The organism is Hydrotalea sp. (genome assembly GCA_030054115.1).
Lineage (GTDB): Bacteria > Pseudomonadota > Alphaproteobacteria > JASGCL01 > JASGCL01 > JASGCL01.
In genome coordinates, this window is the sequence record JASGCL010000005.1 from 43,566 (window position 1) to 64,758 (window position 21,193).

The following is a 21,193-nucleotide window of genomic DNA, read 5'->3' on the forward strand; positions in this document are numbered from 1 at the left end:
GTTCGCGAATAACATCCTCGGGCGCGGTAACATTGCCCAGCGATTTTGACATTTTGTTGCCCTTTTCATCCAACACGAATCCGTGGGTCAGCAATGCCTTGTATGGCGCACGGCCACGCGTCGCGACCGGTTCCAATACCGACTCAGAGGTCGTCTCGAACGATTCCAATAACGACCTAGAGGTCGTCGCGACCGATTCCAACAATGACGAATGAAACCAACCGCGATGTTGGTCAGTGCCCTCCAAATACAAATCGGCGATGACGTCCTCGCCCTTCTCTCCTTCGTGTCTAAACTCTGGTCGCTGGGCAAGGACAAAAGCATGGGTCGACCCCGAATCAAACCAGACATCAACCACGTCTTTTATTTTTTCGTATTTATTGTAGTGTGCCTCGGGCACAATATCTTTCAACCAAAAACTATTGGGGTATTTCGCGTCATTGAACCATGCGTCCGCGCCCTCCTTTTCAAATACCTCCCGCACGCGGGCGAATAATTTTGCGTTGCGTAATAATAAGGACTCACCTTCATTTACAAATTTCTTTGCAAACAATGGCAGTGGCACACCCCACGCCCTTTGGCGAGAAATGCACCAATCTGGTCGATTGGCTATCATATCGGTTAGGGCACTCTTGCCATTGGCAGGATAAGCCACAACCTCCTCTAAAGCTTGCAAGGCTTTTTGCCGAAGCGAGTTCTTATCAGAAAAATCTATCGGCCCGCCCATTCCTCCATCTTCCAGTTCTTCATATATAGCATCTTCTGAATCCATATTAATAAACCACTGGGGGGTGGATAAAAAAATAATTGGTGCTTTCGACCGCCAAGAATGGGGATAAGAATGTTTGTAATTTTCCACGCCGACCAAGGCATCAACCCGTTTTAACGCGGCGATGACGCCTTGATTTGCGCCGCCATCCTTGCCTTTCTCATCATAAACCGAAACATTTGTTAATTCTGGAATTAATTTTGTAATAAACTCATGATAAAAACCATCTTTTTTTAATGCATTAACTCGACCATCCATATGTTTTATTAATAATGCATCATCCTTACCATGCGCCGGCGCAATATGCACAAAACCAGTCCCTGCATCCGCAGTCACAAAATCTGCATTAACCAATTGTCGTAGGAATCTTGGGTCAGGGATTACACCCTGTGGATTATAATTATACAAGGGGTGCTCAAATCTAATACAATATTTATCCGACTCGCGACGAACAAGCACGTCATGAAAAATATCACGCGATTCATTAAAAACATAAGTTAAATTATTGGAATCTAACTTATCATTCAAAATAATTTTTTGCCATTTGCATTTCTCGGCCACTTCCTGCGCCAATTTTTCTGCTAAGGCAACCCGCCGCGCCTTGCCATTAAAATCGATAATATCGTAGGTCGCGTAATCGATATTTTTGTTAAAGGCAATGGCGCAATTTGCAGGCAATGTCCAAGGCGTGGTTGTCCAAATAATAACCTCACAATCTTTTAATTTTTCTACGTTCTTATTAACATCACCTTGATTTGTAATGTTATCTTTTAATTCTTGGCGTGTATTACAATCAAAAAATTTAAACGCCACATAGACCGCCCTTGTGGTTACATCCTTATACTCCACCTCGGCCTCGGCCAAGGCTGTTTGTTCAGGTATCGACCACATCACTGGCCTATAATCCTTAAATAAAAAATCATGAGATATCGCTCCCCCTCTTTTGTCCATCGCCACCTTGCCAATTTCCCCCGCTATTATTGCTTCCGATTTGTAATCCATCGTGCTGTATGGGTTGTCCCAATCACCCAGCACCCCCAGGCGTTTGAATTCTTCGCGTTGAATGTTCAGCCATTTGGTGGCGTAATCACGGCATAATTTGCGAAATTCGTTAACCGGAATGTCGTTTTTGTTTTTGCCTTGCGCGCGCAAATCTTCCTCAACCTTCCATTCAATCGGCAGGCCGTGGCAATCCCACCCGGGGACATACGGGCTGTCCTTTCCCATCATGTTTTGACTGCGCGAAATTATATCCTTTAAAATTTTATTCAACGCATGGCCGATGTGAATATTGCCATTGGCATATGGCGGGCCGTCGTGCAAAATATATTTTGGCTTGCCACGTTGCTTGGCGCGCTGTTTTTGGTAAAGCCCCATTTTTTCCCACCGCGCCAGGGTGATGGGTTCGCCCTGCGCCAGCCCGGCCCGCATGGGGAATTCGGTCTTGGGCAGTAACAATGTTGCCTGGTAATTTTTTTTATCGGCCATGATATGGGGTGTTATAGCAGGTTATGGGCGCACATCAACCATATCAACCTTATATGCCCCACGGTCAAAAAAATAATCGCGCCAAAATTTTTCCACCAAAATTTTCTTGGCTGGGTTTTTGTCGTAAAACGGGCGCGGCACCACGTAAATCGTTACCGCAACATCGGTCAAATCATCTCGGCTGAATTTTATACCCTGGGCTGACACCAGAAAATTTTTCATCGGCGGTGCGTCGTTGTTGTAAAAATCACCGGCCGGCGAATTTTGTAACAGGTCAGAAATAATTATCAGGTGTTTGTTTTTGTCAGCATTCAGCGGCAGTGCTTTTTGCGCCAGCGACGAAACCCCCTCCAATATATAAGAGCTCGGCGAATTAAAATCGCCAACCAATTGGTTCAACGATACCTGGACGCCATTGCGGAATTCCTCATATTTTTGTTGATAGATTTTTTCCTCGGCCTCGGGCACCGAATCCAGCAACGACATGACTTTTTTGCGCGGCGGAATGTGATATTCCACCACCGGATTCAATTGGCCGTTAAATTTGCCGATTTCATAAAAATAAATATCGCTGTTGCCCTTTGTTTCGTCGATATGGCGCAACGCCAAGTTTTTGATAAGGGTGGCATCGTCCGCCGGGAAACCATCGGTCTGGTCAAGAATAAAAAACGTCGCCGGCGGCGGGGTGAAAATACTATTCAACAGCAACACCAACGGCACAAAAATAACCAACCCCATGCCGACCAACGAATAAACCACCTTGCCACGGCTGATATTAAACGGCCCCATTTTTTTCCATAAAAAAATCGCCAGACCAAAAATAATCGTCAAGGCGATGACAACAAACCACAGGGCGCGGTATTCTTTAAAAATGCCATAGAGGCTTAAATCGTGAAACATTGTCCCGAGGCTATAACATAATTAATGGTCTTTTTCAATATTGCGGAACGCGTCGCCCACGGTTTTGGTAATAATTTGGAAGTCGGCGTTTTTGTCGCACAGCGGGCTTTGAAACGCGCCGCGCCCCGCGCTGGTCGTCGGAATTTTTATCAACTTAACCATGTTCAAAATATCTTCTAATTTTTTGTTATAAATTTGCAACAATGTTTTGTTTTCGCCATCGGCCATTTTGGCCATGTCATCAATAAATTGGCCACTGCTAACCGCGATGTCGCGATAAAAGTCCTCAAATTCTTTTATATTTTCGTCGGTTGCCCTATCGTCCAGATAATTTTCCATACCAAATTTTTCATTGATAAGGTTAAAACGCTCGCGGTAATCAAACCCCGCCTCGCGCATCAGGCTATTGCTGTGGTAATAAATTTCATAAAGGCCGGTTGCGTCCTTCAAAATTTCTTTCAAACAATGGCGATAGGCCGCATCAATCGCCTTGACCTTATCCAAATTTTCTTTCAACACCCGTTGCTTGACGGAAAAACTTTCTTTCAAGGTGGCGACCATCGAATCAAATTGTTGTTTGATGGTTTTTAATTGGTCGATGTAAACATATAAAATTTGCTTGAAGAGATTTAGCTCTTTTCGGAACATCACAATATGGTTGCGATGCCCCGGGTATTTTTCACCCGACAAACCATGCAAAAAGGCAAAGAAGCAAAACAACAACCACAACACCACCAGCGTGTGGTCGCCGTCGGGCAAGCGGAAAAAATTAAACACCATGATAAAAAGCATAATCAACAAACATATCACCATGGTCGGCAGGTAGAAAAATTCCTTCGCGCCGGGACTCTGCACGCTGGCCAAGTTTCTTTTTTTTATTTCTTTCTGCTTGGTGATGAAGCCGCGATAGTAAGCAAAATAATGGCCACCCTCGTAAGCCAAAAATGCCATCAATACCGAAAACCCGCCAAATTGGCCGTAGGCACGCCCCAGCCCCAAGCTCGGCGCGAGTTGAAACCCAGTGTAAAGCATTTCCATAAAAACCGCGAAGGCCAAGACGATAGGATAAACCAAGCGGAAACTCGACAGGTCGATTTCCTTTTCCGAGGTTATAAAATTTTCATTGCGGAAGTCGCATAGTTTTTCATAGGCCTCGCGCACCCGTTCGAACGTGGTGTTGATATCCGGCGCGCCCTTCGCCATTTTACCGCTGACGTTTAAAAATTCTTTTTTCTTGCTTTCCAGCGCGCCGCGCGTGGTGTGGATGGCCTTGTTGATTTCCTCGCGCACCTTATTCAATTGCGGAAATAACCCAGCCAGCAATTTGTTGCGGTGACTGCGGTTTTGGTTGCAGGTCAGGGCGATGAAATCCTTAACCCGACTTTCCATGGTTGTCAGGCCGAATGATTTTCCTGGCATGCCCTGCTGGCCATCGATACGGCCTTGCAATGCCGTGTCAAATTTGCGTTTTAACGTCGTCATTTTCAGGTGCAAAAACCCATAACCGCTCGCCACCTGGTAATATTTGGATCCAGGTATCATGGATTTTAAAAAACTAACAAGACGTAAGATGATTGTTGCAAGCATAGAAAAATAATTACCTCTATTTATTTACCACCATTGGTGTGAATTATCAAAATTTCCAAAGCCAATAGCAACCCGTGAATGGCGCGCGACCAAGCCCTTGGCGGCGTGGTATTGCAAGACGATGCACCGGTTGGCTGTGGCAAAAAATGTCCCATATAATTGTCCCTTTTTTTATTTTATGGTTTGGTGATGAACCCCTCGGCGTCATCCATGTCAAATTGCCCAGCGGCGATTTTTTTCTGCCAATCGGCGGTTTTTACAAACCCGCCCAGGGGGTATAGGTGAAAACCATGAATCCCGGTGTTTTTGTTATTGGCCATCTCGACGCATAATTCGCGCACCAATTTATTGGGTTCGCGCACCGTCAGTAGTTTTGATATATTGGCGGCCTGCTGTTTGATAATTTTCATCGACGGGCCAATGCCGCAGGCCACAGCATGCGCCATCAAGGTTTTGATGGTGGCAAGGCCGGGGATGCCGACGCGCAATTTCATGGTGATGCCCTCGGCCACCAATTTGTTGGCGTAGTCGATAACCGGTGCGGCCTCGAAACAAAATTGTGTGGTTATTTCCAATTTTATTTTGGTGCGCTCCATGAATTGTTGTTTTTGTTGCAACGCCTGCCAATGGGCATTATCGGGGAAATCGGGCGAACCCTCAGGATGACCGGCGACAAAAATATGCTTGAAGCCATGTTGTTCGAATAAACCGGTTTCCAAAATTTGAATGGTCGCGTCGTAATCGCCCAATGGGTCCTTCACCCCGCCACCGATAAGCAGGCAGGTATCAACCTCGGCCTCTGCCACCAGCCTTGCCAAATTGGTTTTTAAAAAATCAAGGTTGGGTATCGACCGCGCCGCCAAATGGGGAATTGGTTTCATCCCTTCCCTCTTTATTCTGACCGCGGTGGCAATGGTGTCGTTGATGTCCGACCCGGGGAGGAAGGTAATAAATACCGGCGATTTTTTTGGCAAGTGATTGGCAAAATTGTCGACCTTTTCCGCGCCCTTGGGCGTGACCTCCATCGTGCCACCCGCCACCGTGGCGGCAATAAATTGCTTTTCGTTCTGCATAACGCGAATCTATAATGATGTTTGCATTTGCCGTCAAGTGGCAAGATAATGCCAATTATTTTCCCGCCACCGTCATGCCGTCGATGCGCAGGGTCGGCGCATTATGGTGGTGCAGAAATTCCAAATCATTGGCCGGCGTGATGTGCATAAACATATCTTTCAAATTACCGGCGATGGTCATTTCATTTACCGAATGCGATTTTTTGCCATTCACTATCCAAAAACCGCTGGCGCCTTGCGAATAATCACCGGTCACGCCATTAACGCCGAATCCCATGACGGATGTTACATAAAACCCCTCCTTAATATCGGCCATCAAATCATCGGGCGTTACGTCGCCGGCGGCAATATGCACGTTGCTTAGGGCTGGGTGCACCCCCGTCAGCGACCGCCGCGCGTGGCCGGTGGGTGACATTTTCAATTGCCGCGCCGATGCCAAATCAAGCACGTAGGTCGTCAACACCCCGCTATCAATGATATTGCGTTTCACCGCGGGCAAGCCCTCGCCGTCGTAACGTTGAGAGGCAAACCCGCGCCGTTGCAACGGGTCGTCGACCATGGTGATGTTGCTTGCCATGACCTGTTGCCCCAATTTGTCTTGCAGGAAGCTGGTGCCCTTCGCCAATTTTTGGCCGTTGATGGCCGACGCCAGGTTGCCGATGATGCTGGTGGCGATGCGCGGTTCCAATATCACCGGGTATTGCCCCGATTTTTCTTGGCGCGCGCCCAGTTGCGCCGCCGCCCGCGCCGCCGCCCGCTGGCCAATTTTTTCTGGCGACATTAAATCGGCGAAAAAAACCTTACTGGAATATTCGCCCTCGGCCTCCATGCTGTTGCCATCGCCGGCAATAATCGACACGCCGAGCGAATAATAAGAATGGGATTCCGCGCCGCGAAACCCGTTGGAAAAAGCAAACCATTCCTGTTCATGGCCGAATGACGCACCGGCCCCTTCCGAATTGACGATGTTTTTTTGGCCGCGCGCCGCTTCCTCCACCTGCTTCGCCATGGCCTGCATTGCCTCGGGCGATAAATCGGTCGGGTCAAAGGTTTGCAAATCGGCGTCTTGGCCATTTGGTTTGTATAATTGCGCTGGCATCGCCTCGCCCGCGAATGGGTTATCCGGCACGACGCGCGCCATCGCCAATAATTTATCGACCAACGGCGTGATAACCGCCATGGTTCTGCCATTGGTGGTGATAGCGGCTTCCTTTTGCCCAAGGCGGATTTTCAAACCCAATATTTCTTGCTCGGCGCGTTCCGATTCTTCTATCTTGCCCATGCGAACCTGAATGCCCTGGTTGAGCGATTTGCTCAGGACGACCTCGGTCGCATCGATGCCCTTTTTTTTGGTCAGGGACATGATGTCGTCAAAAAAATTAAAAATATCGTCTTTCATTCTCTTTTATTCTATTGCCACGCCTTAATAGGTGGGAATGGTATTGTCAATTTCCAGGGCGTAGCGATGGATACCGCCGACGATGTTTCTGCAATCAAACCCCTCACGTTGCAAGTATTGGCAAACCATTTGCGACCGACCGCCGTGATGACAAAAAACATAAATTGTTTTATCGCGCGGCAATTCGGCCAACCTGTCGGTTATATCATTCATCGAAATATGGTGGGCATGGGGCATGCTTGCGGTGGCGACCTCGGCCGCCTCGCGCACATCAAGCAAAAAAACGTCGCCAGGTTTGTCGCTATGTTTTAACATATCGCCCAATTGGGTGACAGAAATAGTTTTCACCGGTGTTTGTTGGCCATCGGTCATATGGTATTTTCCTTTTGCAACGACGCTATATTATAAGCCATGTTACAAGCCACGCCTTAAGACGCCATGCGCGCCACGTTGGCGTGGTGATTATTAAATTCCGGCATCAATGGCACCGCTGTTACCTGACCAAAATATTCAACTTTTTTATTTTTTGCTACCCGCACCAAATTGCCAAGTTGATTTTTGGCCTGCGGCGATTTTTTATCAATCAGGGCGGTTAGCAAATAACCCTTATCGCTTAATTGCGCCAGCAGTTTTTCTGGCACCGCCGGCAATAGGCCGAAAATAAATATCGCTTTATAGGGCGCGGTTTTGTCTTGGCCAGCGGTGATATCATCAACCGGCACGACATGAAAATTACTTTTTAGGATGGTCTTTTTGATTTTATCGCGTGGGCTTTCCAATGCGACGACGCCGATGTTCGCGCTTGCCAATATATTGCATTCATAACCATGGCCGCCTCCGATAACCAAAGCATTGTCCAACGATTTCAAACCGGCATATTGCAACAACAGCCCCGAGGCGACCGGCGGTAACAAAACGCGACCATCGCGGCTGACCATCGGCATGTCGCTGTAACAACGTTTTTGTTGGTCGTCGCCGTCGACAAATTGTGTGCGGTCGATGGTCAAAAACCCGCTGAGCAAATTGGCGTCAATCACGCCGGCCGGCATTAATTGGCCGTCTATCATTTTTTCTCTTTTGGCAATGGTCATGGGCTTTGCTATAGGCGATTTATACTATGGTGAAAAGGGGGTTTGTTGCGACCATGCTTATTGGGTTCGTTGCGCCGGGTTGGTTGGTGCGTTGGGGTCGGCCTTTGGCTTGCTATAGCGGCCAAAATTGGTAACCAATTCTTGCAAGAATGATTTGTCGCGTGCCACGGTCGGGGTGGTATTTTTGGACACCGATAATTTCACCGCGTCATTACCGGTGAATTTTTTATAGCCAAGGTAGTTTCCTTGGTCATCCAGCTTCACCTGATATACTTCCTGGTCTTGGAACGTGGGTTCTAAAAAACCCCACTGGCTTTTGGTTTGGCTAAAATAATACCAAAACCGCGGGTCATAGGTCGAAACGCTGGTCGGGGTGCCCAAGATATTAAGAATATCATTGTAATTGCTCTTCCCTATCACCAATTGTTCTAATTGGAATGGTTTTATCACCTCGCCGCGCTTCACCGTGTCGGCGCAGGAAGACAGCCCAACCAGTAGAATCAACAATAAAACAGCAGAAAAAAATTGACGCACCATGACCCTAGCTATAGATTTTTTTCATTTGCTTGGCTAGTCAAAAATTTTTTATAAATGAAAGCTATCAAGGACAAAATGCGGCGTAACACCATGGCGGGTAAATAATCGTTTCATTTTGTCTTCTTGCGGTGGTTCGCCGCCTTGCGGCATGACATCACCCGCATGGATGCCGCCCAAAATAAATAACGAATCGATGCCGGCGCGCTGTGCGCCGATAATATCATGGTCAAGGCTGTCGCCGATGCCGATAATTTTCTTCGCGCTCGGGAATTCTTGAAAACACATCTCGTAAACCTCGCGCGCCGGCTTGCCAAACCGCACCACCTGCCCGCCCTTGGCTTCGTAATAATCGGCCAATGTCCCTGGGCAGATTTTTAGCGAACCATCGGGCATGTTGGCGACCAAATCGGGGTTGGTACAAAGCATCGGAATGTTACGCGCCACCGCCATGTCCATGTCGTCTTGGTAGGCCGCCAAACTGCCGCGCCCTGCCCCAGCGGCCAGCAATATATCGGCCTCGGCCACATCATCGGTCATAACAAAACCCAAGCCATCTATCGCCCGCGAATCATCATCGAACCCCCAAAAAACCAATTTCTTGCCCTGCCACCTGTTTTGCGTTTGGTTCTTGGTTAATTCTTTGGCTAGGGTATCGGTTGCCGACCCTTCCACCCCCTCCAACCCCTCCAACCATTGCCGGGCGGCCTGGCCAGAGCTTATAACCTTATGAATCGCATCCATGTCAAAACCCATCTTGGCTATCAATTTTTCGGAATGCTTGGCCAATTTCCCCGAATTGGAAAGGATGATGATTTTTGTGCCACCATGGTGCAGGGCGGATATCGCCTCGACCGCGCCGGCAAATGGCACCACGCCATTATGCAACACGCCCCATTGGTCGATAATCGCCAAATCATATTTGCCAATAATATCTTGAATGCCTTGCAGGGTGCGCGGCGTCATCGGCGGCACAATTTGTGTTGTGTTTGGGTTAGGGTTTTGCATGGCAATAATATAAATTTTATTACGATAATTAGCCCGCGTCATTACCCGCGTCATTGACCGCGTCGCCACCGGCATTATTTTTGAGCGGTAACCGCGCCAGTAGGGTTTGTTTGTCAAATAATTTTCCCATCACCATGGTAAGGCCGTAGGGCAAGCTGTTATAAACCCGTTCGTCATCGATATTAAACACCATGGTCATCAAGCGTAATTTTTCCAACGATAGAATTTTTTCTGACATGGTTTCGTAACCCAATTTTTCTTGCAAAAATTGCAGGTCATCAACCGACAAGAGGTAAAAATCGATACCCATGCGCAATAATAACGACGGGTCATCGTCTAAAATCGGGTTGAGCAAGGTCGTGTTGCCGCTACTATAAATCATGCCGAGCTTAATCCCCTCGCTACTTAAAAATTGGCAGGCCTCGGCATGGCGATAAAGCCCACTGGTGAAGGGCAAGACAATAACCAATCGGCTGAAGGCGCGGCTCAACCGCGGGTAGGCAATTTTTTGCGATTTTAAAAAACTTTTCAAATCATTGATAAAGCCCTTTTCATTCAACGCCCGTTCGGACAGCGGAAAAAAACAATAGGGCAAATCGCCAACCTCGACGCCCTGCAATATTTTTTGCCAATAATGGCGCAGTGTTTCAAGCAACAAAATTTCCAAATCACCGGCGACCGTGTTGCGCGGGCTGTCGGCGATGATGCCGGCGATATCGCGCCCTTGGCCATTGTGATATTCGATGTAACCTTGGCAATAAAACCCTATCGGTTGACGCCCCTTGGCCTCGACCACGTCGTGGCCAAACATCACCATCGCGCGACCACCCGCCAACAGGTCATTTTGATACGCGCTTTTAAAAATATCTTGCAGGGCATTGACCGGCTTGCTGGTCATTTTGCGCGGCGTGGTTATCACCATCGTGGCGCTACTATCGTCAACATCACCGCGCTTGTTCGGTCTTGTTGCGCTTTGCGGTAATTTATTTGCTGTTCTGTCGTCCGTGCCGCGCGCCGGCTCATTGCTTAGCACATCGTCGCCATCTAATTCGTCATTATCCATGATGGTCGATGGATAGAATGGTTGGTATTGCGCCCCGCTGGTCGATTTTTTTGGCCGACCGCCAACCAATAGCACATGGAGCAGGCAGGCCAAAAAATAGCCCACCACGGTGCAGATAACAATGTTGTAAGGCGGAAAAGGGGAATAAAAATAAAGGCTAATCCCAATCACCAGCGCGACGGCAAAATAAAATAAAATAAAAACAAAATTTTTTTTTAACATCTTTTGTATATTTGCACGACCATGTTTATTTATATTGCGGGCTATGTTTTTGTTCTTAAGCAAACGAACGACAGGCGACAAGGGCCGGCATGTCATGATAATAACATGCCGTTAGCTTAATAACACTCGCCTGTAATATCATTGTAATATTATACCGAATAACCGATGATTATTCTAGCCCGTCGTCGTCGTTCATTTTCCTTTTGCCAGCATTGCGTTGACTACCGGTCAGGAAGCTCGGCAAATCGGCATCGTCTTTATCTTCGTCGCGGGCGTTGTCATTGTCGTTGCCGTCGTTGTCGTCATCTAAATAACGCACGACGCCACGACCCATGATACGCACGCCATCGCCGTTACCATTGCTGGTTCGGCCGGCATTACGCCGTGGCATGGGTTCGGCCGACGATTGCTCGCCCTCGCCATCGCCGGCATCGCCAACCATGTCGCCCCTATCGCCCCGCATATCTTCTTCGGCGGGCTTAAAATGCCCTTGGTGTTCGATAATCAGCCGTTGATAATGCTCGGCATATTGCAGGCAAGCCTCGCCCAGCACGCGGTCGCCGTCTGACGTGGCTTCCTTCGCCAGAACAATATATTTGTCCATGATTTGCATGGCATTGCCACGCACCCGGCCCAACGGGCCATTGGAATCCATCTGTTGGCGCAATGGGTCTTTAAAGGTATTTTTGTTCATACCGCCGCCTTGCCTTGTGCCACGGCCGCGATTACCGCTTGAGCGATTGTTGTTGCCGCGGCCACTATGGCGACGCCAATTATTTTGTCTTTGCATTTTTTTTTCTTTAATTGTTGTTGTTAGATTGTTTTGTCACTTGATTGGTTCATCAACCAATTTTTTTTTTAGGAATAAATATCATTCCAAAAAACCATCAAAATATTATTTTTTATAGTATCAATATAATCTGTTAAGAATCCATTTTTGATTCTTTGCGTCGATTTTTTAAACCGATTTTTTTAACCATGGTGGCGCGCGCATTTTTTTTGCGGCGGCCTGTTTATAACTTTGTTTACAGCCCCTTTTTGTAGCTTTTGTTTAGTCTTGTCCCAAACCCATTCAGATTTTATTGAATATTATTTTATGGCATTTTGTAGAGCCGTTTATTCCGCTTTATATTGTTTAACAGGCGGAAACGCTATCTACGCCCGTTAGATAGGCAAAAATCATCTTCATGTCAAGCAAATTATCAAAAAGCTATTAAAAAAATTGTCTATATGTCCAGTAACAAACGTTCTGGCCGTTCCAGCAATTCCTTGACCATGGTCAGGAAGCTAACCGCCTCTCGCCCGTCGATAATCCGGTGGTCGTAAGATAAGGCAAGATACATCACCGGCGCGATGGTTATCATGCCATTTTTTACCACCGCCCGTTCCTCGATTTTATGCATACCAAGTATAGCCGATTGCGGCGGGTTGAGAATCGGCGTCGATAGCATCGAGCCAAAAATACCGCCGTTGGTAATGCTAAAGGTGCCACCCGATAGGTCTTGCATGGTTAATTTACCGGCCTCGGCACGTTTACCAAAATCGGCGATATCCCGTTCGATATCGGCGAAGGATTTTTTGTCGGCGTCGCGGAGCACCGGCACCACCAAACCGGTGGGCGAGCCCACCGCAATACCAATATCGTAATAGTTTTTATAAATAATATCGTTACCGTCGAGCGACGCGTTGATTATCGGGAAATCCTTCAACCCTTGGCAAACCGCCTTGATAAAGAAGCTCATAAAGCCCAATTTGGTGCCATGTTGTTGTTGAAATTTTTCGCGATGCAATTGGCGCATTTCTATCAACAGCGCCATGTCGACCTCGTTAAAGGTGGTTAAAATCGCCGCCGTCATCTGCACGCCCTTCAACCTTCTGGCAATCGCCTCGCGCAATTTGCTCATTTTGACCCGTTCCTCGCCCCGCGCGTCGGTTACATGCGGCGGCATGTTATAGGTTGGCGTTAATTGCACCGCCGGTTGTGCCATTGGTTGTGCCACCGCTTGTGGTGCTGGTGCGGGGTTGGCCTTTGCTGGAATTTCGTTTTTGGCCGGGGCTGGTGTGGGTTCGATCGGTGCATTATTGACTGGCGCAGTTGCTGTGCTTACCGCAACGGCTTCGGGTGTTTTTTCGCCACCACCCGCGCCGGCTTTTGCCTTATCGTCAATGGTCGCAATCACGGTGCCCACCGCCACGTCGTCGCCTTCCTTGACCTGCCACGCGCTTAACACACCGGCCTCGGGCGCGCTAACCTCCAGGCTAATTTTTTCGGTATCGAGCAGGCAGATATTTTCGTCACGCGCCACGGCCGACCCCGCCGCCACCAATAGTTTTGCAATCCGCGCCGTTGTAATTGATTCGCCCAACGCTGGCACTTTAACTTCAATCATTATTATTCTCCTTTATCATTATTACCATTATTTTAAGGCTTCAACAACCAATGTTTCCTGTTCGTATGTATGAATTTTCGCGGAGCCGACGGCGGGGCTGGCGGCCTCGCGCCGGCCAACATAGATTAAATCTTGATGGGTTGCCTTCAACTGGCGTAATAATTTTTCAATCCGTGGCCGGACAAAAAACCATGCCCCGCTGTTTTCGGGTTCTTCCTGGCACCAGACAAATTCGGCTTGCTTGCATTTTTGCAATATGCCGAGCAACGATTCATCGGGGAATGGATAAAGTTGTTCCAACCGCACAATCGCAATATCTTTCCTATCCATTTTTTCGCGCGCTTGATAGAGGTCATAATAAACCTTGCCCGAGCATAAAATAACCTTTTTAAATTGTTCGGGCGGGGATAATGTGCCGGCAACAAAGGCATCATCGGGCAGAATCCGGCGGAATGAGGAGCCCGCGATAAAATCCTCTATCCTTGACACGCATAATGGGTGACGCAAAAGCGATTTGGGCGTCATGATAATCAGCGGCTTCCTAAAATTCCTTTTTATTTGCCGGCGCAAGGCATGAAAATAATTGGCTGGCGTCGTCAGGTTGCAAACTTGCCAATTATCATCGGCCGATAATTGCAGGTAACGTTCCAGCCGCGCCGATGAATGCTCCGGCCCCTGCCCCTCATACCCATGGGGTAGCAACATCACCAGGCCGCACATTTTAAACCATTTGGTTTCGCCGGCGGCAATGAATTGGTCGATAATCACCTGCGCGCCGTTGGCAAAATCGCCAAATTGCGCCTCCCACAGCACCAGCGAAAATGGCTCGGCCGTCGAATAACCATATTCAAATCCCAGCAGGCCAAATTCGCTCAAGGGGCTATTGATAACCTCGAACTGGCTTTGGCCGGCGCGCAAATGGTTCAGCGGCACATATTGGTTGCCATTTTTTTGATCTATCCACACCGCGTGCCGATTGGAAAAGGTGCCACGTTCCGAATCCTCACCCGATAACCTTATCGGCACCCCCTCCAACAGCAGGCTACCATAACCCAAGGCCTCAGCGGTGCCCCAATCGATTTTCGCGCCATTTTCAATACTCTCCTTTTTGGTTTTTAACAGGTTATCGATTTTTGGATGGATGGTAAAATTCGCCGGCACGGTGGTGAGTTTTTCGCCTATCTCCCTTATGACATCGATATCGGCGGCGGTATCGCCCTTGCGCTTGCCGGTTTCGGCCATGGTCAGGCCGTGCCAACGCCCCTCCAACCAGTCGACCTTGGCCGGTTTAAAATCCTTGGCAAGCAACAGGGCGTTTTCCAATCGGTCGTTAAAATCTTTGGCGCGACCATCGACTTCCCCTTGGGTAAGAATTTTCTCCGCTATCAATTTTTCGCTGTAGATGGTGGTCAGGTGCGGGTGGCTGGCAATTTTTTCATACATCAGCGGTTGGGTAAAAAACGGCTCGTCGGTTTCGTTATGGCCGTGGCGGCGATAACAATAGATATCAATAACAATATCTTTTTTAAATTTTTGCCGATATTCGACCGCCAATTGCGCGGCGCGGACGCAGGTTTCTGGGTCATCGCCATTAACATGGAACACCGGCGCGTCTATCATCTTGGCCATATCGGTGCAATAGGGCGATGACCGCCCTTCCTTTGGCACCGTCGTAAAACCAATTTGATTATTCACCGCAATATGAATCGTGCCACCGGTGCGATAACCCTTAAGTTGCGACAGCAAAAATGTCTCGGCCACCACCCCCTGGCCAATAAAGGCCGCGTCGCCATGTATCAACACCGCCATCACCTTTTCCTTTTTGGTGTCGTTGCGTTGTTTTTGCTTGGCGCGAACCTTGCCCAGGACGACGGTGTTCACCGCCTCCAGGTGGCTGGGGTTTGGCGACAACGATAAATGCACGGTGCGCGATTCACCACTGGCGTCGGTGATTATCGCATCGTGGCTGGCCCCCAGGTGGTATTTGACATCGCCCATCTGTGGCAAATTGGCGGGGGTCGGGCTACCGCCATAAAATTCATAAAATATCTGGCGATAGGGTTTGCCCAAGATATTGGCCAGCACATTCAAACGGCCGCGATGCGACATGCCGATGTCGACCTCCTCTATCCCCAGGGCGACACCGCGATTGATAATTTCATCAAGCACCGGAATAGTGCTTTCGCCGCCATCGAGGCCGAAGCGTTTTGCCCCTTTGTATTTTTTATCCAAAAAACTTTCGAACGCCTCGGCCTGCAAAACCTGTTGGTAGATATTTTTTTTCTTTTCCGCGCTGACGCTTTTACCGGCGTAATCGGCCTCGACCATTTCCTGCAACCATAATTTTTCATCTGGGTCTTGGACATGCATGAATTCAATCGCAAACCGACCACAATAAACTTTGCGGCAAATGCCAATAATGTCGCGCAGGCGCGCGCTTTCCAACCCCAAATAATAATTAATATAAATCGTTTTGTCCAAATCGGCGTCGGTGAAGCCGTAGCTGTGATAATCCAATTCGGGGAAGGTAACCTTCGGCGATAGTTGCAGGGGGTCAAGGTCGGCCTCCAAATGGCCACGGGTGCGAAAGGCGCGAATTAGCATGATGGCGCGAATCGAATTTAACCGTTCGGCCATCTCGCGCTCGCCCGCGACCCCATGGTCGCTTATGTAACGGGCAATGGTTTCTTGCAGATTCTCGCCCTTTGCCATGCCGGATAATAAAAAATCGGATAGGGTTTTACCGCCGGCCCCACGGGTGCGCCCGCTGTCGATAACCGCGCCATGTTGCGGAAAGGCTGGTCGACCATTATTCACCGCGCCATTATTATCATTATTAGCGGTGCCATTATTACCCCGCGACCCATCGAATACCCATGATGGTTTGTAATCGGCCGCGCTGACAAAATCGCCGGTGTGTTGCTTCAGTCCTTCATCGGCATCTTTAGCGTCCTTATCATCTTTGTCTATCGCCACAAAAACCTCTTGCCAATCTTTCCCCACCAGGTTCGGGTTTTGCAGGTAGCGTTGATAAAGGTCAAAAATATAATCGGCGCCACCCATCAATAATTCGGGCGGAAAATGAGCGGCTAAATCTTTTGACGAATCATTGCCATGGTTTTTTGCTTGCGCGGAAGATGCACCACGCGAGGAAGCCGTTGCTGGCGAAGATTTACCATCGGTTGCTGATGCGGAGGATATTTCTTTGTCGCCTATTTTATCTTCCATTCCCCCAGTTGCGTCCTGCGCTACACCAGCGGGCATTGGTTCGGATGGCGTGGCCTCACTCGGCAACGCCCCAGAAAACATGTCCAGAGACATTATTGTCCGCGGTTCATCAGGCATGGCTCCATCATACCATTTTTTTTTGTAAAAGAAAACTCATCATTTCACCCAATTTGCTCGGGTCGGGGGAAATGGCCACGCCTGCCGATTTTAGGGCATCGATTTTTGATTGCGCGGTGCCACTGCCGCCCGACACAATCGCGCCGGCGTGCCCCATGCGTTTACCCGGCGGTGCCGATTGGCCGGCGATAAACCCGACCATCGGTTTTTTATGTTTTGATTTTTTGTAAAATTCTGCCGCTTCCTCTTCCTCGCCGCCGCCGATTTCGCCAATCATAATAATGGCATCGGTTTCGTCATCGGCCAAAAACATTTCCAAACAATCGGTGAAGGTCAAACCATGCACCGGGTCGCCACCGATGCCAACGCAGGTCGATTGCCCCATGCCAGCTTGCGTGGTTTGCCACACCGCCTCGTAGGTTAAGGTGCCGGAGCGCGACACCACCCCTATCCTCCCCGGTTTATGAATAAACCCGGGCATGATGCCGATTTTGCATTGGCCGGGCGTGATAACCCCCGGGCAATTTGGCCCCAGCAGCATGGTTTTGCTGGCGCGCAATTTTTCCTCAACCCGTAACATGTCAAGGGTTGGGATGCCCTCGGTGATGCAGACCACCAAGCCAATTTGCGCGTCGATCGCCTCGATAATCGCGGCGGCGGCAAATGGCGGCGGCACGTAAATCACCGATGCATCGCAACCGGTTTTATCCTTGGCCTCGGCCACGTTGTTAAATACTGGCAGGCCGAGGTGCATCTGCCCGCCTTTTTTCGGCACCACGCCGCCGACCATTTTGGTGCCGTATTTTATCGCTTGCTCGGTGTGGAACGTGCCCTGCGCGCCGGTTAGGCCTTGGCAGATGACCTTGGTGTTTTTATCAACGAGGATGCTCATGTTTTTCCTTATTTTATCGCTTCATTTTTCATTTTCATTGCTTATTTTGCCGCCGCCGCAACGATTTTGGTGGCGGCATCGCCCAAATCGCTGGCGGTGATAATCGGCAGGCCGGACTCGGTTAATAGTTTTTTACCGAGCTCGACATTTGTCCCCTCCAACCGCACCACCAACGGCACATTTAATTGTATGTTTTTAACCGCGGCGATAATACCGGCGGCGATGATATCGCACCGCATGATGCCGCCAAAGATATTAACCAACACGCCCTTAACATGTTTGTCGGATAGAATAATTTCGAAGGCTTTTTTCACCCGCGCCTCGGTCGCGCCACCGCCGACATCCAAAAAATTGGCGGGTTCCGCGCCCTGTTGCTTGATAATATCCAGCGTTGCCATGGCCAGGCCGGCGCCATTGACCATGCACCCGATGGTGCCGTCGAGCTTGATATAGCTTAAATCATTGGCCGAGGCCTCGCGCTCCATCGGTTCTTCCTCGTTATCATCGCGTAATGCCGCGACATCGGGGTGGCGGAACAGCCCATTGTCGTCGAACGATATTTTCGCATCGAGCAACAATAATTTGTTATCGGTCGTCAGCACCAGCGGGTTTACTTCAATCAAGGAACAATCTTTTTCAATAAACAATGATAACAAACCATTCATCACCTGTTGCAATTCATTGCTGTTACCGGCGGGCAGGGATAATTGCTGGGCGAGGCGCGTCGCGGTTTCGCCATCAACCTTTTGCGCCAGCGACGGCAATTGCCATTTGATAATTTTGTCCGGCGTGTCGTGCGCCACATCCTCGATATTCATGCCGCCGGCCGACGATAAAACAAATGTTAAATGGTCGGTGGCGCGGTCGATAAGCAGGCTGAGGTAAAATTCCTTGCCGATGCTCGCCCCCTCCTCGATATATAATGTCTTTACTTCGCGACCCACCGCGCCGGTTTGTTTGGTTACCAACACCTGGCCCAGCATGGCGGCGGCATTGGTTTTAACCTCATCGATGGTTTTGATGAGTCGCACCCCACCCTTTTCATTGTCGCGACCGGCGAAATGCCCGGCACCGCGCCCACCGGCATGAATCTGCGCCTTCAGGACAAAAACCTTTGTGCCGGTTTCAGCCTGCAATTTTTGGGCGGCGGCGGTAACATCGGCAATATTGGTTACAACCACACCACGCGGCGTCGGCAAACCATGGCCGCGCAATAATTCCTTGGCCTGATATTCATGAATGTTCATTATTGTTGCAAATTCTGCAGGGCCTTTTCCAATTCGCGCACCGCCTGCACCGATGTATCGAAATTTTGTTTTTCGGCGGGCGTCATCGTGACCTCGACAATTTTTTCAACCCCGCCGCGACCGATAATAACCGGCACGCCGACGTAAATACCATCCAAACCATAAACCCCCTTGCAATAGGCGGCGCAGGGCATCAGCGATTTTTTATCCAGCAGGTAACTTTCGGCCATTGCCACGGCCGAGGCCGCCGGCGCGTAAAAGGCCGAACCGGTTTTTAACAAATTAACCACCTCGCCGCCGCCGTTGCGCGTGCGGGTGATGATGCCATCAAGTTTTTCGCGGCTGATGAGTTTTTGCTTCACCGCATCGCCCAGCCCCATGCCGTTAATCGAAACGCAGGATTCCAACGGCACCATCGCGTCGCCATGACCGCCCAGCACCATGGCGTCAATATCGGCCACCGCGACATTCATCTCACTGGCCAAGAAATAACGAAACCGCGCCGAATCCAACATGCCGGCCATGCCGACAACCTTGTTGGTGGCAACCCCCAGGGCGCGTTGCAACACACCCACCATCACATCCAGCGGGTTGGTAATGCAAATAACAAACGCCTCGGGGCAGGCTTGCCTCAACCCCGCGCCGACATCGTTCATCACCTTGGCATTAATACCGATTAAATCATCGCGGCTCATCCCCGGTTTGCGGGGCGAGCCGGCGGTGACAACCACCACATCACTGCCCGCCAAATCGGCGTAATTGTTGGTGCCAGAAAATTTCTGCGTCATGCCCAAAATCGGTGCGGCCTGGGCCAGGTCGAGTGCTTTCCCTTGGGGAATGCCCTCCATCACGTCGAACAAAACCACATCGCCCAAATTTTTTAAACCAAACAGCATGGCCAGCGTGCCGCCGATATTCCCCGCCCCGACCAATGCAATTTTATTTCTTTTCGCCATAATTTTTTAACGCCTACCCGCAATAATATGCCACAGCTAATTTCGCGAATCAATCGCTATTTGATGCCATTGAGGACAAACGGCGAATGCAAAAACAATATCGCGGTGGCAAAATTGTTGCAGGGGGATTATACCATCACCATGCCCGCCCATTTCGCCCCGCCCAGCAATCCCATCGACCAATTGGTTGACCGAAGCCTTATGGCGCAGGTTAATGATTGGTTGTCGGCGTTGCGGGTAGAAAAAGGTTACGGCGAAAACACCGTGCAATCATATCGCCACGATATCGATAATTTTTTACGTTTTTTGAACCAGCATTTGGGCAACCCGGCGACGGCCGATGACCTGAGCCATTTGTCGTTGCAGGATTTTCGCGCCTGGCTGTTTTATCGGCAAGACCAATTGGCGTTAAAAAAAACCTCAACCGCCCGCGCATTGTCGGCGGTGCGCGGGTTGTTGCGTTACATGAAAAAAAACAACCTGTTGACCAACAATGCCATCGACCATGTGCGAAGCCCGAAATTACCACGCGCATTACCGCGCGCGCTTGACGCTGACGATTGCGGTCATATCCTTGATTCCTTAACCAACAACAATGGCGCGCCGGCGACGTGGCAAACCTATCGCAACCTCGGCATCATCGGCTTGCTTTACGGCGCGGGGTTGCGGCTGATGGAATCATTGCAACTGACGGCACGCGACATCACCACCATGGCGCAACAGCCCGACCACACGTTGGTTATCAATGGTAAGGGCGGCAAGGACCGCGTGATTATTATTTTGCCACGGGTGATGGATTACCTGGCGCGGTATCGCGACACCATGCCATTTTCATTGCAACCCGATGATTATTTTTTTCGCGGCACGCAGGGTGGCCCATTGTCGCCGCGCATTGTGCAATTGTTGATGAAGGATTTGCAGGTGCGCCTCAACCTGCCGATTGGGTCAACGCCGCACGCCCTGCGCCATAGTTTTGCCACGCATTTGTTGCAGGCCGGCGGCGATTTGCGCACCATTCAAGAATTGCTCGGCCATCAATCATTGGCGTCGACCGCCCGTTACACCAACATGGATTTACAATCGCTCCAAAAACTTTACAACCAATCCCACCCACGCAAATAATTCGCGCGGATGGCTTTGGCGTAAGTTTTTGAAAAGCGGGTAAGATTTTTAAATTCTTATGGGTTTTTTTATATCAAAAATGTTGCTAACGAACCCACCCAAAAAAT

General features: G+C 49.5%; 17 protein-coding genes. 1 reads left to right on the plus strand and 16 read right to left on the minus strand.

Features of this window, described 5'->3' with window-relative positions; genetic code table 11:
* From QM529_02140 to mdh, 16 genes are all read right to left on the minus strand, one after another.
* Positions 1–2,257 (minus strand): class I tRNA ligase family protein (locus QM529_02140; protein MDI9313462.1); only part of this gene is annotated, 2,257 nt, incomplete at its 3' end.
* 21 nt (positions 2,258–2,278) lie between these two features.
* Positions 2,279–3,157: a hypothetical protein gene (locus QM529_02145; GenBank protein MDI9313463.1), complete on the minus strand. Its 879-nt coding sequence runs from the start codon at positions 3,155–3,157 to the stop codon at positions 2,279–2,281.
* Between the two features lie 21 nt (positions 3,158–3,178).
* Entirely contained in the window at positions 3,179–4,699 is a 1,521-nt protein-coding gene (locus QM529_02150; protein MDI9313464.1) for a hypothetical protein, read from the minus strand.
* Between the two features lie 221 nt (positions 4,700–4,920).
* Entirely contained in the window at positions 4,921–5,817 is an 897-nt protein-coding gene (locus tag QM529_02155) for a hypothetical protein (protein MDI9313465.1), read from the minus strand.
* Between the two features lie 55 nt (positions 5,818–5,872).
* Positions 5,873–7,216 carry a TldD/PmbA family protein gene (locus QM529_02160; GenBank protein ID MDI9313466.1) on the minus strand — a complete coding sequence of 448 codons (1,344 nt, stop codon included), beginning with the start codon at positions 7,214–7,216 and terminating at the stop codon, positions 5,873–5,875.
* Between the two features lie 24 nt (positions 7,217–7,240).
* Positions 7,241–7,588 (minus strand): rhodanese-like domain-containing protein, encoded by a 348-nt coding sequence (locus tag QM529_02165; GenBank protein MDI9313467.1) that lies wholly within the window; start codon positions 7,586–7,588, stop codon positions 7,241–7,243.
* A gap of 56 nt (positions 7,589–7,644) precedes the next feature.
* Positions 7,645–8,307, minus strand: a complete 663-nt coding sequence (locus QM529_02170) for a hypothetical protein (GenBank protein MDI9313468.1) — start codon at positions 8,305–8,307, stop codon at positions 7,645–7,647.
* Positions 8,308–8,364: 57 nt separating this feature from the next.
* Entirely contained in the window at positions 8,365–8,844 is a 480-nt protein-coding gene (gene bamE, locus QM529_02175) for an outer membrane protein assembly factor BamE (GenBank protein MDI9313469.1), read from the minus strand.
* Positions 8,845–8,892: 48 nt separating this feature from the next.
* Positions 8,893–9,891 (minus strand): TIGR01459 family HAD-type hydrolase, encoded by a 999-nt coding sequence (locus tag QM529_02180; GenBank protein MDI9313470.1) that lies wholly within the window; start codon positions 9,889–9,891, stop codon positions 8,893–8,895.
* Positions 9,878–11,134 carry a hypothetical protein gene (locus QM529_02185; GenBank protein ID MDI9313471.1) on the minus strand — a complete coding sequence of 419 codons (1,257 nt, stop codon included), beginning with the start codon at positions 11,132–11,134 and terminating at the stop codon, positions 9,878–9,880. The genes QM529_02180 and QM529_02185 overlap by 14 nt, the downstream gene beginning before the upstream one ends.
* Positions 11,135–11,303: 169 nt before the next feature.
* On the minus strand, positions 11,304–11,924 hold the full coding sequence (locus QM529_02190; protein ID MDI9313472.1) for a DUF4167 domain-containing protein: 621 nt from the start codon (positions 11,922–11,924) through the stop codon (positions 11,304–11,306).
* 436 nt (positions 11,925–12,360) lie between these two features.
* Positions 12,361–13,524 carry a 2-oxoglutarate dehydrogenase complex dihydrolipoyllysine-residue succinyltransferase gene (gene odhB, locus QM529_02195; GenBank protein ID MDI9313473.1) on the minus strand — a complete coding sequence of 388 codons (1,164 nt, stop codon included), beginning with the start codon at positions 13,522–13,524 and terminating at the stop codon, positions 12,361–12,363.
* 27 nt (positions 13,525–13,551) lie between these two features.
* Positions 13,552–16,752: a 2-oxoglutarate dehydrogenase E1 component gene (locus QM529_02200; protein MDI9313474.1), complete on the minus strand. Its 3,201-nt coding sequence runs from the start codon at positions 16,750–16,752 to the stop codon at positions 13,552–13,554.
* 124 nt (positions 16,753–16,876) lie between these two features.
* On the minus strand, positions 16,877–17,761 hold the full coding sequence (sucD, locus tag QM529_02205; protein MDI9313475.1) for a succinate--CoA ligase subunit alpha: 885 nt from the start codon (positions 17,759–17,761) through the stop codon (positions 16,877–16,879).
* A 41-nt stretch (positions 17,762–17,802) separates the two neighbouring features.
* Entirely contained in the window at positions 17,803–19,008 is a 1,206-nt protein-coding gene (gene sucC / locus QM529_02210; GenBank protein ID MDI9313476.1) for an ADP-forming succinate--CoA ligase subunit beta, read from the minus strand.
* Positions 19,008–19,964 carry a malate dehydrogenase gene (gene mdh, locus QM529_02215; GenBank protein MDI9313477.1) on the minus strand — a complete coding sequence of 319 codons (957 nt, stop codon included), beginning with the start codon at positions 19,962–19,964 and terminating at the stop codon, positions 19,008–19,010. Before mdh ends, sucC begins: the two co-directional genes overlap by 1 nt.
* 27 nt (positions 19,965–19,991) lie before the next feature.
* On the opposite strand from mdh, the gene QM529_02220 reads away from it, so the two are divergent.
* Complete coding sequence (locus QM529_02220) at positions 19,992–21,086, plus strand: tyrosine recombinase XerC (protein ID MDI9313478.1); 1,095 nt, start codon at positions 19,992–19,994, stop codon at positions 21,084–21,086.
* Positions 21,087–21,193: the final 107 nt, after the last annotated feature.

Bases quoted from the DNA above. Each gene is read 5' to 3' on its own strand.
- odhB (MDI9313473.1), bottom strand. From the start codon at position 13,524: ATGATTGAAGTTAAAGTGCCAGCGTTGGGCGAATCAATTACAACGGCG.
- QM529_02185 (MDI9313471.1), bottom strand. From the start codon at position 11,134: ATGTTAAAAAAAAATTTTGTTTTTATTTTATTTTATTTTGCCGTCGCG.
- bamE (MDI9313469.1), bottom strand. From the start codon at position 8,844: ATGGTGCGTCAATTTTTTTCTGCTGTTTTATTGTTGATTCTACTGGTT.
- mdh (MDI9313477.1), bottom strand. From the start codon at position 19,964: ATGGCGAAAAGAAATAAAATTGCATTGGTCGGGGCGGGGAATATCGGC.
- QM529_02170 (MDI9313468.1), bottom strand. From the start codon at position 8,307: ATGACCATTGCCAAAAGAGAAAAAATGATAGACGGCCAATTAATGCCG.
- QM529_02190 (MDI9313472.1), bottom strand. From the start codon at position 11,924: ATGCAAAGACAAAATAATTGGCGTCGCCATAGTGGCCGCGGCAACAAC.
- QM529_02180 (MDI9313470.1), bottom strand. From the start codon at position 9,891: ATGACGCGGGCTAATTATCGTAATAAAATTTATATTATTGCCATGCAA.
- QM529_02200 (MDI9313474.1), bottom strand. From the start codon at position 16,752: ATGGAAGATAAAATAGGCGACAAAGAAATATCCTCCGCATCAGCAACC.
- QM529_02150 (MDI9313464.1), bottom strand. From the start codon at position 4,699: ATGATACCTGGATCCAAATATTACCAGGTGGCGAGCGGTTATGGGTTT.
- QM529_02155 (MDI9313465.1), bottom strand. From the start codon at position 5,817: ATGCAGAACGAAAAGCAATTTATTGCCGCCACGGTGGCGGGTGGCACG.
- QM529_02160 (MDI9313466.1), bottom strand. From the start codon at position 7,216: ATGAAAGACGATATTTTTAATTTTTTTGACGACATCATGTCCCTGACC.
- QM529_02220 (MDI9313478.1), top strand. From the start codon at position 19,992: ATGCCACAGCTAATTTCGCGAATCAATCGCTATTTGATGCCATTGAGG.
- sucD (MDI9313475.1), bottom strand. From the start codon at position 17,761: ATGAGCATCCTCGTTGATAAAAACACCAAGGTCATCTGCCAAGGCCTA.
- sucC (MDI9313476.1), bottom strand. From the start codon at position 19,008: ATGAACATTCATGAATATCAGGCCAAGGAATTATTGCGCGGCCATGGT.
- QM529_02145 (MDI9313463.1), bottom strand. From the start codon at position 3,157: ATGTTTCACGATTTAAGCCTCTATGGCATTTTTAAAGAATACCGCGCC.
- QM529_02165 (MDI9313467.1), bottom strand. From the start codon at position 7,588: ATGACCGATGGCCAACAAACACCGGTGAAAACTATTTCTGTCACCCAA.